Annotated in this window: 15 protein-coding genes and 1 pseudogene; 12 read left to right on the top strand and 4 right to left on the bottom strand. The window is 54.8% G+C overall.

The window, feature by feature from the left end; translation table 11 throughout:
• The first annotated feature begins 248 nt into the window (after positions 1-248).
• The 5 genes from malK to ubiA all read left to right on the top strand — a co-directional run bounded on the left by malK (position 249) and on the right by ubiA (position 5,462).
• Positions 249-1,358 carry a maltose/maltodextrin ABC transporter ATP-binding protein MalK gene (gene malK / locus K7R23_RS08015; protein WP_012907704.1) on the top strand — a complete coding sequence of 370 codons (1,110 nt, stop codon included), beginning with the start codon at positions 249-251 and terminating at the stop codon, positions 1,356-1,358.
• A gap of 103 nt (positions 1,359-1,461) precedes the next feature.
• On the top strand, positions 1,462-2,811 hold the full coding sequence (locus K7R23_RS08020) for a maltoporin (RefSeq protein ID WP_012907703.1): 1,350 nt from the start codon (positions 1,462-1,464) through the stop codon (positions 2,809-2,811).
• Positions 2,812-2,960: 149 nt separating this feature from the next.
• Positions 2,961-3,899 (top strand): maltose operon protein MalM, encoded by a 939-nt coding sequence (gene malM / locus K7R23_RS08025; protein ID WP_012907702.1) that lies wholly within the window; start codon positions 2,961-2,963, stop codon positions 3,897-3,899.
• 180 nt (positions 3,900-4,079) lie between these two features.
• Entirely contained in the window at positions 4,080-4,577 is a 498-nt protein-coding gene (gene ubiC, locus K7R23_RS08030) for a chorismate lyase (RefSeq protein ID WP_012907701.1), read from the top strand.
• A 12-nt stretch (positions 4,578-4,589) separates the two neighbouring features.
• Positions 4,590-5,462, top strand: a complete 873-nt coding sequence (gene ubiA / locus K7R23_RS08035; RefSeq protein ID WP_012907700.1) for a 4-hydroxybenzoate octaprenyltransferase — start codon at positions 4,590-4,592, stop codon at positions 5,460-5,462.
• 197 nt (positions 5,463-5,659) lie between these two features.
• Here the strand turns inward: ubiA and plsB are convergent, their stop codons facing one another.
• Positions 5,660-8,080 carry a glycerol-3-phosphate 1-O-acyltransferase PlsB gene (plsB, locus tag K7R23_RS08040; protein ID WP_012907699.1) on the bottom strand — a complete coding sequence of 807 codons (2,421 nt, stop codon included), beginning with the start codon at positions 8,078-8,080 and terminating at the stop codon, positions 5,660-5,662.
• 170 nt (positions 8,081-8,250) lie between these two features.
• Between plsB and K7R23_RS08045 the strand changes: the two genes are divergently transcribed.
• From K7R23_RS08045 to K7R23_RS08060, 4 genes are all read left to right on the top strand, one after another.
• A complete protein-coding gene (locus K7R23_RS08045) occupies positions 8,251-8,619 on the top strand; it encodes a diacylglycerol kinase (RefSeq protein WP_012907698.1) in 369 nt (122 codons plus the stop codon).
• A gap of 123 nt (positions 8,620-8,742) precedes the next feature.
• Positions 8,743-9,351 carry a transcriptional repressor LexA gene (gene lexA / locus K7R23_RS08050; protein ID WP_012907697.1) on the top strand — a complete coding sequence of 203 codons (609 nt, stop codon included), beginning with the start codon at positions 8,743-8,745 and terminating at the stop codon, positions 9,349-9,351.
• Positions 9,352-9,488: 137 nt separating this feature from the next.
• Positions 9,489-10,814 carry an MATE family efflux transporter DinF gene (gene dinF, locus K7R23_RS08055; protein WP_012907696.1) on the top strand — a complete coding sequence of 442 codons (1,326 nt, stop codon included), beginning with the start codon at positions 9,489-9,491 and terminating at the stop codon, positions 10,812-10,814.
• 129 nt (positions 10,815-10,943) lie between these two features.
• Positions 10,944-11,153 carry a CsbD family protein gene (locus K7R23_RS08060; protein ID WP_024132953.1) on the top strand — a complete coding sequence of 70 codons (210 nt, stop codon included), beginning with the start codon at positions 10,944-10,946 and terminating at the stop codon, positions 11,151-11,153.
• Between the two features lie 76 nt (positions 11,154-11,229).
• Here the strand turns inward: K7R23_RS08060 and zur are convergent, their stop codons facing one another.
• Entirely contained in the window at positions 11,230-11,745 is a 516-nt protein-coding gene (gene zur, locus K7R23_RS08065; protein WP_012907694.1) for a zinc uptake transcriptional repressor Zur, read from the bottom strand.
• Positions 11,746-12,030: 285 nt separating this feature from the next.
• Here zur and K7R23_RS08070 point away from each other — a divergent pair.
• Positions 12,031-12,273: pseudogene (locus K7R23_RS08070) on the top strand (conjugal transfer protein TraF); the annotation flags it as partial.
• Between the two features lie 185 nt (positions 12,274-12,458).
• Here the strand turns inward: K7R23_RS08070 and K7R23_RS08075 are convergent.
• Positions 12,459-13,463 carry a phage integrase gene (locus tag K7R23_RS08075; RefSeq protein ID WP_000023399.1) on the bottom strand — a complete coding sequence of 335 codons (1,005 nt, stop codon included), beginning with the start codon at positions 13,461-13,463 and terminating at the stop codon, positions 12,459-12,461.
• A 96-nt stretch (positions 13,464-13,559) separates the two neighbouring features.
• Positions 13,560-13,880 (bottom strand): helix-turn-helix domain-containing protein, encoded by a 321-nt coding sequence (locus K7R23_RS08080; protein WP_000581442.1) that lies wholly within the window; start codon positions 13,878-13,880, stop codon positions 13,560-13,562.
• Positions 13,881-13,995: 115 nt separating this feature from the next.
• Here K7R23_RS08080 and K7R23_RS08085 point away from each other — a divergent pair, with 115 nt between their 5' ends.
• Both K7R23_RS08085 and K7R23_RS08090 read left to right on the top strand, forming a co-directional pair.
• Positions 13,996-14,283, top strand: coding sequence for a Cox family DNA-binding protein (locus K7R23_RS08085; protein WP_000004248.1), 288 nt, complete (start codon positions 13,996-13,998; stop codon positions 14,281-14,283).
• Positions 14,284-14,289: 6 nt separating this feature from the next.
• Positions 14,290-14,496, top strand: coding sequence for a hypothetical protein (locus tag K7R23_RS08090; protein WP_000203260.1), 207 nt, complete (start codon positions 14,290-14,292; stop codon positions 14,494-14,496).
• The last annotated feature ends 101 nt before the right edge of the window (positions 14,497-14,597 follow it).

Genomic DNA, 14,597 nt, shown 5'->3' on the forward strand with positions numbered 1-14,597 from the left:
GATCTGTGTTACATAAATGTGAGTAATGCGTGCTGGCGCACATAAAAACAGCTCCATTTTTGCAAGCGACATCACGAAATTCCCTGCCGCCGTCGGGCTCTGGTCTCAGACGTCCTTCTCTCATCCTCCCGACTCCTCCCCCATAAAAAAGCCGGGGGGTGGAGGATTTACGCAATCAATGATTCACGCATAGTCAGGCCATCATGAATGTTGCTGTCGATGACAGGTTGTAACGAAGGGAGAAGGGCATGGCGAGCGTACAGCTGCGAAATGTAACGAAAGCCTGGGGCGACGTGGTGGTATCGAAAGATATCAACCTCGACATCCACGAAGGGGAATTCGTGGTGTTCGTCGGGCCGTCAGGCTGCGGGAAATCCACACTGCTGCGTATGATCGCCGGGCTGGAAACTATCACCAGCGGAGACCTCTACATCGGAGAAACCCGGATGAACGATATCCCGCCCGCAGAACGCGGCGTCGGGATGGTCTTTCAGTCCTATGCGCTCTATCCCCATTTAACCGTTGCGGAAAACATGTCGTTTGGCCTCAAACTGGCTGGCGCCAAAAAAGAGGTGATGAACCAGCGCGTCAATCAGGTGGCGGAGGTGCTGCAACTGGCGCATCTGCTGGAACGTAAACCGAAGGCGCTTTCCGGCGGCCAGCGCCAGCGTGTGGCGATTGGCCGAACGCTGGTGGCGGAACCGCGGGTGTTCCTGCTTGATGAGCCGCTGTCCAACCTCGACGCCGCGCTGCGCGTCCAGATGCGTATCGAAATCTCCCGCCTGCATAAGCGTCTGGGCCGCACGATGATTTACGTCACCCACGATCAGGTCGAAGCGATGACGCTGGCCGACAAAATCGTGGTGCTTGACGCCGGTCGCGTCGCGCAGGTCGGCAAACCGCTGGAGCTGTACCACTACCCGGCTGACCGCTTCGTTGCGGGCTTTATCGGTTCGCCGAAGATGAACTTCCTGCCGGTGAAAGTGACCGCCACCGCCATCGACCAGGTGCAGGTTGAGCTGCCGAACCGTCAGCACGTCTGGCTGCCCGTCGACAGCGCCAACGTGCAGCCGGGCGCGAACATGTCTTTAGGCATTCGTCCTGAGCACCTGCTGCCAAGCGACATCGCCGATGTCACGCTGGAGGGCGAAGTGCAGGTCGTCGAGCAACTCGGTCACGAAACGCAAATTCATATCCAGATCCCCGCCATCCGTCAGAACCTGGTTTACCGCCAGAACGACGTGGTGTTGGTAGAAGAGGGCGCCACATTCGCTATCGGCCTGCCGCCAGAGCGCTGCCATCTGTTCCGTGAGGATGGCTCCGCATGTCGTCGGTTGCATCAGGAGCCAGGCGTTTAGGCTCCCCATTAAAAAAACAAAACGCAAAACCCTTCGAGGCTGTATCGAGGCGGCCCGAAGGATGACGCGTTTAAAGAAAAGCAATGATCTCAGGAGATAAAAGATGATTACTCTGCGCAAACTCCCCCTGGCGGTTGCCGTGGCGGCAGGCATGATGTCTGTCCAGGCAATGGCCGTAGATTTTCATGGTTATGCTCGTTCCGGTATCGGCTGGACGGGTAGCGGCGGCGAACAGCAGTGTTTCCAGGCAACCGGCGCTCAAAGTAAATACCGTCTTGGTAACGAATGTGAAACCTACGCGGAACTGAAACTGGGCCAGGAAGTGTGGAAAGAGGGCGACAAGAGCTTCTATTTCGACACCAACGTCGCTTACTCGGTCGCGCAGCAGAACGACTGGGAAGGTACCGATCCGGCGTTCCGTGAAGCTAACGTGCAGGGTAAAAACCTGATCGACTGGCTGCCGGGCTCCACCATCTGGGCGGGTAAGCGCTTCTATCAGCGTCATGACGTCCACATGATCGACTTCTACTACTGGGATATTTCCGGTCCTGGCGCCGGTATCGAAAACATCGATCTGGGCTTCGGTAAACTCTCTCTGGCCGCTACCCGTTCTCAGGAAGCGGGCGGTTCTTACACCTTCAGCAGCCAGAATATTTACGATCGCTCCAAAGATACCGCCAACGACGTGTTTGACGTGCGTTTAGCCGGTCTGGAAACCAACCCGGACGGCGTGCTGGAGCTGGGCGTTGACTACGGTCGCGCGAATACCACCGACGACTACCGTCTGGCGGATGGCGCATCTAAAGATGGCTGGATGTTCACGGCGGAACACACCCAGAGCATGCTGAAGGGCTACAACAAGTTTGTGGTTCAGTATGCCACGGATGCGATGACCACTCATGGTAAAGGGGTTGCGCAGGGCTCTTATGGTTCCACATTCACCGTCGGTGAGGGTGACGACCAGATCCATTACGTCGACAGCTATGTTAATAACAACGGTAAGCTGTGGCGTATTCTCGACCACGGGGCAATCTCCCTCGGCGACCGCTGGGATCTGATGTACGTCGGTATGTACCAGAAGACCGATCTGGATAACGATCTTGGCACCGACTGGTGGACCGTGGGCGTGCGTCCGATGTTCAAATGGACGCCGATCATGAGCACCCTGCTGGAAGTGGGCTATGACAACGTCAAATCCCAGCAGACCGGCGACCGCAACAATCAGTACAAAATCACCCTGGCGCAACAGTGGCAGGCTGGCGACAGCATCTGGTCACGTCCGGCTATCCGCGTCTTCGCAACCTATGCGAAATGGGATGAGAAGTGGGGTTATATCAAAGATGGCGATAACACCCTGCGCTATGCCGCTGCCAACAACTCTGGTTTCAGCACAACCAGCCGCGGCGACAGCGATGAGTGGTCCTTCGGCGCCCAGATGGAAATCTGGTGGTAACAGCTGACGTAAGGGGGACGCCAGTCCCCCGGTAACGAGATGCGGGCCGGATAAGGCATCGCGCCGTCCGGCCAATCCGCACCGTTTTTCACGGTTTAGCGCGCTATTGCCTGGCCACCGCTGAACCCATGCTTTCTGAGGTGATAACAATGAAAATGAAGAAAAGTCTCGTCGCCCTCTGTCTGTCCGCCGGGTTGTTCGCCAGCGCGCCGGGCATCACGCTGGCAGAAGTCAACTATGTGCCGCAGAACACCAGCGCCGCGCCATCCATTCCGGCCGCCGCGCTGCAACAGTTAACCTGGACGCCGGTCGATCAGTCTAAAACCCAGTCCGTCCAGCTTCCTGGCGGCGGCCAGCGTCTGGACGTCGCGGGCATTACCGGCCCGGTCGCCGCCTGGAGCGTGCCGGCGAATATCGGCGAACTGAACCTTACGCTCTCCAGCGAAGTGAATAAGCAAACCAGCGTATTTGCGCCGAACGTACTGATTCTTGACCAGAATATGACGCCTTCCGCATTCTTCCCCAGCAGCTACTTCACCTATCAGGAGCCGGGCGTAATGAGCGCGGATCGGCTGGAAGGGGTAATGCGCCTGACGCCTGCGCTGGGCCAGCAGAAGCTTTACGTGCTGGTGTTTACCACCGAAAAAGATCTCCAGCAGACCACCAGACTGCTCGATCCGGCGAAAGCGTATGCCAAAGGCGTGGGGAATGCCGTTCCGGATATTCCGGACCCTGTCGCCCGCCATACCACCGACGGTCTGCTGAAACTGAAAGTAAAAACCAGCAGCAGCTCCAGCGTGCTGGTGGGGCCGCTGTTTGGTTCTTCCGGCCCTGGGCCTGTGACGGTCGGCAATACCGCCGCGCCTGCGCCAGCCTATGCCGCGCCCGCTGCCGCGCCGACCCCTGCGCCGGTTAAGAAAAGCGAGCCGATGTTGAACGATACCGAAAGCTACTTTAACAAGGCGATTAAAGACGCCGTCGCCAAAGGCGACGTGGATAAAGCGCTGAAACTGCTTGATGAAGCTGAACGTCTGGGATCGACATCTGCCCGTTCCACCTTTATCAGCAGTGTAAAAGGCAAGGGGTAAGGGTTTCCCCACATTGCTGATTTGCAACAACTGGTGCGTCTTATGGCGCACCTTTTTTTTAGCTTTCGATGCTGATTGTTACTTTTTTGTTGCGCAACAGATCACTTAATTGTGTTTCTTCCTTCTGAAATCGTTTTTCTGCGATACAATGACCTCCGGTTATGAAACGGAGAGTCAGGCATGTCACACCCTGCGTTAACGCAATTGCGTGCGCTGCGTTATTTTGAGGCAATCCCTGCGCTGGAACCCGAACTGCTTGACTGGCTGTTACTGGAAGATTCCATGACAAAGCGTTTTGAACAGCAGGGAAAACGGGTCACCGTGACGCTGATAAGGGAAGCGTTCGTGGGTCAAAATGAGGTGGCGGAAGAGCTGGCGCTGCTGCCAGGCGAATCCCGCTACTGGCTGCGTGAAATCCTGCTCTGTGCCGATGGCGTTCCCTGGCTTGCCGGGCGCACCGTGGTGCCTGAATCAACGCTCAGCGGTCCGGAAATAGCCCTACAAAACCTGGGCAAAACCCCGTTAGGGCGCTATCTTTTTACATCATCGACATTAACCCGAGATTTTATTGAGATTGGTTGTGATGCCGGACTCTGGGGACGACGCTCCCGCCTGCGGCTGAGCGGTAAGCCACTGCTGCTGACCGAGCTGTTTTTACCTGCATCACCGTTGTACTAAGAGGAAAATAAAATGGAGTGGAGTCTGACGCAGGATAAGCTGTTGGCGTTTCATCGCTTAATGCGCACGGATAAGCCCATTGGCGCCTTGCTGCTCCTCTGGCCGACGCTGTGGGCGCTGTGGGTGGCGACCCCCGGTGTCCCTCCGCTGTGGATTCTGGCGGTATTTGTCGCGGGCGTCTGGCTGATGCGCGCCGCCGGATGCGTGGTAAACGACTACGCCGACCGCAAATTTGACGGGCACGTTAAGCGCACGGCGAACCGCCCGCTGCCGAGCGGCGCGGTGACGGAAAAAGAGGCCCGGACGCTGTTTGTCGTGCTGGTGCTGTTTGCCTTTTTGCTGGTGTTGACGCTCAACACCATGACCATCCTGCTCTCCGTGGCCGCGCTGGCGCTGGCGTGGGTCTATCCGTTTATGAAGCGTTACACTCATCTGCCGCAGGTGGTGCTGGGCGCGGCCTTTGGCTGGTCGATCCCGATGGCCTTTGCCGCGGTGAGCGAATCCGTACCGCTGAGCTGCTGGCTGATGTTCCTGGCTAACATTCTCTGGGCGGTGGCTTACGACACGCAGTATGCGATGGTGGACCGCGATGACGATCTGAAGATCGGCATCAAATCGACCGCAATCCTGTTTGGTAAAAACGACAAGCTGATTATTGGTATTTTACAGGTGGCGGTGCTGGCGCTGATGGCGCTGATTGGCTGGCTGAACGGGCTGGGGGTAGGGTTTTACTGGTCGGTGCTGGTGGCTGGCGCGCTGTTTGTTTATCAGCAGAGACTGATTGCTAATCGCGATCGCGAAGCCTGCTTCAAAGCGTTTATGAACAATAACTACGTGGGGCTGGTGCTGTTTATCGGGCTGGCGATGAGCTACTGGCGTTTCTGAATACAGACGCTTTTAGTCGAGGTCATGCCGGGGGCCCGGCCTGCAAAATGCGTTCGGTGGGTTGGTGCCTGATGGCGCTACGCTTATCAGGTCTACAAATGCATCCCAAGGCTGGAAACTGTAGGCCGGATAAGGCGGAACGCCGCCATCCGGCAACAAAAAACCGGTCATTTCAATTTTGACCGGTTTTTTATTCCTTACTCGCCCTGCGTCGCGCTCTCAATGGTGAGGCGCACGTCCGAGGTAATCAACTCCGCCAGCATCTGGTATACCTTCATGGTTTCGCCAGGTTCGGCGTCACCGGTATCGCTGATATAGCCTTCGTCACGCAAAGTAAGCACTAACGAACTGAACACCGCCTTGTCGAAAAACTCCGGTGCGTTGATGCCGTGCAGCACCGACAAACGCTGCGCCACGGTGCGGCTCTCTTTTTCCAGCGTGCCGCGGTTGATCGACGGATTCGCGCTCAGCAGCCAGAAGGTAATTGCATAGCGCTGCAGCGTCTCGCGCGCGCCAGCCGCCAGCAGTTGCAGGGTACGCGAATGGGCCGGATTAATATGCAGCTCGCCGTCCTGCACGGTAATCAGCCCCTGACGCTGCATCTCCGTCGCCAGCGCATCAATTACGCTGGCCAAATCGGCACGCTCCCAGCGCAGGAACAGTTCGGCTTTCAGCATCGGATAGAGGATATCGACATGCTGCAGCAGCGCCTCGCGGGAGATGCGGCGATGCTGGGTGATAATGGCCGCCATCAGCGAAGGCAGCACCAGCATATGTGCGATGTTATTACGGTAATAGGTCATCAGCACCGCCTGCTCGCGCGGCAGAATGATGATATCGCCAATCGTATCCTTCTCGACTTCGAACTTATTCATCTGCAATGCGTGATCGATAAGTTCACTGGCGCTGACGGAGGGCACCGTGGAGTCGGTGGAATAAGGCACATTGCGCATCAGATCCAGATAACAGTTCAACTGCTCAGTTAACTGTTCGCGGGTCAGTGAACGCTGACGCGAAGCCAGCAGCGCGGTACAGCACAGGTTCATGGCGTTCGCCGCCCCGGCGTTGTTAATGCGCACCATCAGCTCTTCGGCGATGCCGTTGACGGTCGGCGTCAGCCAGGCCGGACGTACCGCCTCGATAGGATCGATCGACTCGCGCCAGTCCGGCACGTGATGGTTCAGCCAGGTCATCAGCGGCATCGGCTCGCCGAAGTTCACGTAGCCCTGACCGAGGTTACGCAGTTTGCTCAGGCCGCGCAGCATCTGCGGCAGGCTCTCTTTCTCTTTGGTCGCGCCGCGCAGCTCTTTGGCGTAAGTGCCCACTTCCATCACATGCTCATAGCCGATGTAAATCGGCACTAACGTAATCGGACGGGTGCCGCCGCGCAGCATCGCCTGGATAGTCATCGACAGGGTGCCGGTTTTTGGATCCAGTAAACGTCCGGTACGTGAGCGGCCGCCTTCGACAAAGTACTCGACCGAATAGCCGCGGCTGAACAGCTCGCCCAGATACTCGCGGAACACCGTGGAGTAGAGCTTATTGCCCTTAAAGGTACGACGGATAAAGAACGCGCCGAGACGACGGAAAATCGGTCCGGCAGGCCAGAAGTTGAGGTTGATGCCGGCAGCGATATGCGGCGGCACCAGCCCCTGATGATAGAGCACGTATGAAAGCAGCAGATAGTCCATATGGCTGCGGTGGCAGGGCACATAGACAATTTCGTGCCCGTCATGCGCCAGCTGGCGGACGCGCTCGGCGTTATGGACGTTAATCCCCTGATAGAGCCGGTTCCAGGTAAAGCCAAGAATGCGATCGGTCAGGCGAATCATCTCGTAAGAGAAGTTAGCGGCAATCTCTTCCATCAGCGCGATTGCGTTCTGCTGCGCTTTTTCATGGGAGATTTTCTTGCTGCGCGCTTCGTCTTCTACCGCGCGGGCGATCGCTTTCGAGGCCAGCAGCTTGTTAAACAGATCCTGACGCGCAGGCAGGCGCGGGCCGACAGCCGCCAGACGCTGGCGGGCGAAGTGCATACGCGCCACGCGCGCCAGTTTTTGCGCGATGATTTTGTCGGTGCCGTGTTCGTCGGCCATCCGGCGCAGCGAAACGGAGGGTGAGAAGCGCACAAAGCTGTCGCGTCCCAGCCAGGAAACGGCAAAGAACTTCTGAATGCCGTTGAGCATACGTAATGGCGGGTTAACTTCGCCTTTTTCACGCCCCGGCGAGCGGCCAAACATCACCGATACCGGCACCATCTGCACATCCAGTTGTGGATTGCTGCGATGCAGATCGAGATAGTTATGGAACAGCTTGATGGACTCTTCTTTCGGCGTGTAATAGGTAAAGACACGCGGTCCGCCATGAATAAAGACATAGCGCGGCAGCAGCGAGCCGTCGATCTCCAGCGGTTCTAACGGATCGGGAAGATCGTGCGCCAGACACTGGGCGCGCAAAGTCAGTAAGTCCGCTTTGGAGTTGTACGGCAAAACGTACATAATTGGACGAGAGGTATCGAGTCCCAACTCCGGGGCAGGATCTGCCGGAATAGACTTGCTTTTTACCAGTACGCTTAGTGGTAAATTCAGTAACTTGTAGTAAATTCGTGGCCAGCCGGACATAAACGATGTAAAGCCTCTGGTTAATAATGCAAATGCGCTGCAAGGATAACAGAAAGTCATGTGAAATTCTGGTGTATCCGGTCATACTTCGCGCCGGGTCGCCTGCGCTCAATACCGCTGAGCTAAACAGACATTGTCATTGACGCCAATAATGCGAAAAGGTTCTTTTAATGGCTAATAATACCACTGGATTTACCCGAATTATCAAAGCAGCAGGTTATTCCTGGAAGGGGTTTCGCGCCGCGTGGATTAACGAGGCGGCGTTCCGCCAGGAGAGCGTCGCCGTTCTGCTGGCCGTGGCGGTTGCCTGCTGGCTGGACGTGGATGCGATTACGCGCGTTCTGCTGATTGGCTCGGTCATGCTGGTGATGATAGTTGAAATCCTTAACAGCGCCATTGAAGCGGTGGTGGACCGTATCGGTTCCGAGTATCACGAGCTGTCGGGACGGGCGAAAGATATGGGGTCGGCTGCGGTGCTGCTCTCTATCATTATCGCTTTGATCACCTGGGGCATCCTGCTGTGGGCGCATTTTGGTTAAGCTTTTTACGACCAGGGTTCCATAACCGTATAAAACTCGCGAGCATGATGCAGTTTGTGGTTCCAAAATCGCCTTTTGCTGTATATACTCACAGCATAACTGTATATACACCCAGGGGGCGGAATGAAAGCGTTAACGGCCAGGCAGCAAGAGGTGTTTGATCTTATTCGGGATCACATCAGCCAGACAGGTATGCCGCCAACGCGTGCGGAAATCGCGCAGCGTTTGGGGTTCCGTTCCCCGAACGCCGCTGAAGAGCATCTGAAAGCGCTGGCGCGCAAAGGTGTTATTGAGATTGTCTCCGGCGCATCTCGCGGCATTCGCTTGCTGCACGAAGAAGAAGACGGACTGCCGCTGGTCGGGCGCGTTGCCGCGGGCGAACCGCTGCTGGCCCAGCAGCATATTGAAGGCCATTACCAGGTCGATCCGTCACTGTTTAAGCCGAATGCCGATTTCCTGCTGCGCGTCAGCGGTATGTCGATGAAAGACATCGGCATTATGGATGGCGATCTGCTGGCGGTACACAAAACTCAGGATGTGCGTAACGGTCAGGTCGTCGTGGCGCGCATTGATGATGAAGTGACGGTAAAACGACTGAAGAAGCAGGGCAATAAAGTCGAACTTCTGCCGGAAAACAGCGAATTCAAACCGATCGTCGTGGACCTGCGTGAGCAGAGCTTCACTATCGAAGGACTGGCCGTTGGCGTGATCCGCAACGGCGAGTGGCTGTAGTACCTTCGTACTTTATTACCTTCACTCCGGCTGCGGCGTCAGCGCCGCCGCCGTCCGGTAACAGGCCCGCCAGCGCTACGCCTATCGGGCCTGTAAAATTTTTCAAAATGCGATAACGGCTTCTCAGGCTTCTTTTTATGCCTTTTTTTACTTCTGCTGATAAAGCGCTCTGGCGTCTTGCCTTACCCATGATTTTCTCCAATATCACCGTTCCCCTGCTGGGACTGGTCGACACCGCGGTGATCGGCCATCTCGACAGCCCCGTTTATCTCGGCGGCGTGGCGGTGGGGGCGACGGCGACCAGTTTTCTGTTCATGATGCTGCTTTTTTTGCGTATGAGCACCACGGGGCTGACGGCGCAGGCGTTTGGCGCGAAGAACCCGCAGGCGCTGGCGCGAGCGCTGGTACAGCCGCTGCTGTTGGCGCTGGGCGCAGGCGCGTTAATCGCGCTTTGCCGTACTCCGCTTATCGATCTCGCGCTGCATATCGTCGGCGGCAGCGAAGCCGTACTGACCCAGGCAAGGCGTTTTCTGGAGATTCGCTGGCTGAGCGCGCCCGCCTCGCTGGCGAATCTGGTTCTGCTGGGCTGGCTGTTGGGCGTTCAGTACGCGCGCGCGCCGGTGATCCTGCTGGTAGTCGGTAATATCATCAACATTGCGCTCGACCTGTGGCTGGTGATGGGACTGCATATGAACGTGCAGGGCGCGGCGCTGGCAACGATGATCGCCGAGTACGCCACGCTGCTGATTGGTCTGCTGATGGTGCGCAAGGTGCTGCGTCTGCGCGGCGTGTCGTCTGCGATGCTGAAACAGTCCTGGCGCGGCAACTTTCGCCGTCTGCTGGCGCTCAATCGCGACATTATGCTGCGCTCATTGCTGCTGCAACTCTGCTTTGGCACCATCACCGTCCTCGGCGCCCGCTCAGGTAGCGATATTGTCGCCGTTAATGCGGTGCTGATGACGCTGCTGACCTTCACCGCTTATGCTCTTGACGGCTTTGCCTACGCGGTGGAAGCGCATTCCGGCCAGGCGTATGGCGCGCGCGACGGTAGCCAGCTGCTGGCGGTATGGCGGGCCGCCTGTCGTCAGGCGGGCATTGTGGCGCTGCTGTTCTCGTTGACGTATCTGCTGGCGGGCGAACCGATCGTTGCGCTGCTGACCTCGTTGCCGCAGTTACAACAGCTTGCCGACCATTATCTGTACTGGCAGGTGATTCTGCCGCTGGTTGGCGTCTGGTGCTATCTGCTGGATGGTATGTTTATCGGCGCAACGCGGGCGGCGGAAATGCGCAACAGCATGGCGGTAGCGGCAGCCGGGTTCGCCTTAACGCTGCTGGCGTTGCCGGTGCTGGGAAATCACGGTTTATGGCTGGCGCTGGCGGTTTTTCTGGCGCTGCGTGGCCTCTCTCTGGCGTGGATATGGCGGCGACACTGGCGAAACGGCAGCTGGTTTTCGGCAGCGTGACGGTTAAATATTCTGAATAGTCAGTCGCACTCAGAATCACTGACTACACTTAATATCACGTCCAGCAAAAAACGCAGCAACGTTGGATGACAGACTCGCTATTCACAGCCTAACGAAGAGGACTTTATGATGAATAAAGACGAAGCCGGTGGTAACTGGAAGCAATTCAAAGGTAAGGTGAAAGAGCAATGGGGCAAACTGACCGATGACGATATGACGGTCATCGAAGGTAAACGTGACCAGCTGGTAGGTAAAATCCAGGAACGTTATGGTTACGAGAAAGATCAGGCGGAAAGAGAGGTCGGTGACTGGGAAACCCGCAACGACTACCGCTGGTAATTTTTCAGCTGCCAGTCAGTACAAGGACGTACTGCCCTTCATTACCCTGAGCGGCATAACCTTGCCGCTCGCGTTCTTAGCGTGGTTTCTTTTTCACCTGTACGGAGTGATCGTGCTGACACTCGCCAGGGTGACGACAGGCTTCCACCTCCACGCAGGCTGAACACAGGCCATGCGCTTCAATCACGTTATGGCGCAGAGCGAATCCCATCTTCGCCGCCAGCGTATGCATAATATCCTCCACTCCTTCCGCGCACTCTTCCTTCACGCCGCCGCAGCGATCGCAAATAAACATGGCTGAGGTATGGGTTGGCTGATCGAACAGGTAGCACAGCACGTAGCTGTTGGTGGACTCGACCTTATGCACAAACCCTTGCTCAAGCAGAAAATCCAGCGCGCGATAAACCGTTGGCGGCTTGGCCTGCGGCTCTGTTTCCCGCAGCAGGTCGAGCAGATCGTAAGCGCTAATCGCCCCTTCCTGCAGACTCATCAGACGCAGTACTTCGAGACGCTGTGGGGTCAGCCGCACGTTGCGTTGCGCGCACAATTTTTCAGCTTGCGCTAACAGCTCTTGCGTTGTGGTCTTTTCCATCGGGCACCTCGGATTGCGTGGGGTGATAAACCCTCACTTTATCATGTTCTGCCGGAAACGCCGAGATCCCGCCAGTAACGATATATCGTCTGCTCATCTTTCCCCTCTTTATAAACTCTTCTATACATATTGATGCACGTTACAAAAAGAAACAGTTCCGGCACGTTCAGCATGGAGCGAATAAAAGCGTTTTTTATTCATTTTTTTTCACAGCAATAGTACTCCTCTGCCTTACCGCTAACGGCAGAGGGTGTTATTTCAACTGCTAATAAAAATGGGTTTATTGTGAATAAAAATTTTAACTTTTCGGTGGTGGCGATTGCGGTCTCATTTCTGGTTTCTCAATCCGCAAGCGCGGCAAATACCTGGGCAGAAGCACGTAACGACGCGATGGGCGGGACGGGCGTAGCTTCGGCAAACTATGGCAGCGGCGTTCTGATCAACCCGGCGCTGCTGGCAAAAGCGAAGCCGGAGGACAGCGTAACCGTCATCCTTCCTGCGGTCGGGGCGCAAATCACTGACAAGGATTTTTAACCCTTTTTCAGTCTCTGACAATCTAAGGCTCCTTTATTAACAAACGCCCATTTGCAAACTGCTGTTTAATCTGAAAAAACATTCATAATCATACAGATAACAACATAACCATTTAGACGGGCAATACTGAAAAATTGTTATTCAGTATCACCCTTTAAGCCGTTTCAGGCTATATAAAATTAATCCCCCGTGGACACTGCGTGGACACTCACGCCACCTTTCAGCGGATTAAGGGCCACCGCATCCTGCAGGTAATCCGGTGCAAAATGTGCATATGCCATTGTTTGCTGAATGGTTGCGTGGCCAAGAATCTTCTGAAGCGCAATAATGTTTCCTCCGTTCATCACAAAATGGCTGGCGAACGTATGCCGCAGCACATGCGCAGCCTGGCCTTTTGGCAAATCGGGCTTAACCCTTTTCAGCGCTAGGCAGAATTCCCGGTACTTCACCTCAAACAAGTTGCCTGTTTCTCTGGTTCTGATCGCCTCACAAACCGCCTGTGAAATTGGCACCGTTCTCTTCCGGCCATTTTTGGTTTCAAGAAACGTTACACGGTTATGAACTATCTGTTCACCACGAAGCTTACAAGCTTCACTCCAGCGCGCCCCTGTGCTTAAACACAAAAGCGCAACACGCCAGTAGTCGCCCTCCAGTGTATCGAGCAATAGCGCTACTTCCTTCTGGGACAGGAAAGCCATTTCTCGCGGGGATACATAAAGAATAGAAATTCCCCTTACCGGATGTTCTGCATCCCAAAGGCCTATTCTTTTCAGAACAGTAAACATGCCGGATAGTCGGTTCATGTACCTGTTAGCAGATGACGGTTTCAATCCAGCAGCTATCTTTTGAGAACGCCACGCGATAATTTTCAGCTTATCAAGATCCACAGCCTGCATATCAGCGCCAAGCTCATTGATTATGTTGCACAGTTGTTTTCGGTCTTCTTCCGCCTTACGCCTGTGTTGACCGTGATACATCCACCACAACTCAAGCAAATCATTTAGCGTTCGGCGATCACGGTAGCCCTGTATATATTCCCGCTTTTCAGCGTTCGCCATGATGTAGCGTTCAGTGGCCACCGCTACCGATTTTTTGTCAAATACCTTACGCACGCGCTTTCCCTTGCGTCCGTTCGGCCTGATGTCCAGCAAATAACGACCATCTTCGAGCTTCTTAATTGACATTGCGAAGCCCTCCAATGAACCGCCCTACAATTTCTCCAGCCTCTTTCCAGCAATAATCAGACCAGACAAAGAGCAGGTCTAACCAGTTTTCTGGCCTTAGCGGGGTGATTTTTGGTTTGTTTCGGTTGAAACCTGATCGCCCTCCGAATCGAAGAAGCCATCAAGAGAGAGAGGCGGAGCAATCTGCCCCGTCGCAGCATTAGTTTGATTAAACATCACCCAATCCGAATACTTCCGAAAACGAGGATGATTCAAAATCAGGAGTAACGTTTCTCCAGGTATCATTCTTCCCAATATTTCATAATTTTTGAGATTGTATTGAGATACCCCTGTCACCTCCTCCATCTCTCTACGTGACAATCCCTCTGCCTCTCGAATCAGGCGAAGTTTTTCTCCAAGGCTTGATTTATGGATCATATGTGATCTAAACTCCATGCTATTGGGTTACATGTGATACAAAACATTCAAATAGCCAAAATAAGCCTATATAAGCCATTTTGGGCCATTTGGACGAATTAAGGAGATTACCACAATGAGCGAATCAGAGCTTGAGGGGTTCATTCAGGTAGCACCATATCCACTTGAAGCGGTGCCATATCAACTATTTGCCAAGATGATTGGTCGCAAAGAATCAACCGTCAGAACCATGATTGACGCTGCAAAGTTACCAACGATTGACTTTGTAAAACCAGGTTCAGTGAAGACGCGAGCATCAGAAAACTGGGTATATCTGCCAGCATTTAACGCAGGTATGCGCAAAGCGTTTTTTGATCAGCCGAAAGAACGCCGCGATGCATGGTTGTTGTGGCTGGGGCTTTAATCATAAATGACCAGCAATATCACCAGCGCCATTTTGGACCTTGTATTCCTAGAAGTGGGTGTAATAGCGATTTATCTGCTTAGCAAGCTAACAGGACAAAAAGAACGCTTTATTGTTCTCAACGTTCATTACCTCGCCGCTTATGCCAGAGGTCTTTTTCCGATCACCATTGGTGCGGTGCTCATGGCGTTTGTTATTTGGCTCATCGGGTAGAGGCACGAAAAATGAATAAGCAACAGCGAAATGGCAAGCCCCATAACACGGGACTTCGTCGCAATTACTTTGAAAATGGGCGTTATGCCGGGGAAGTAAAT

This window comes from Citrobacter rodentium NBRC 105723 = DSM 16636 (assembly GCF_021278985.1).
GTDB lineage: Bacteria > Pseudomonadota > Gammaproteobacteria > Enterobacterales > Enterobacteriaceae > Citrobacter_A > Citrobacter_A rodentium.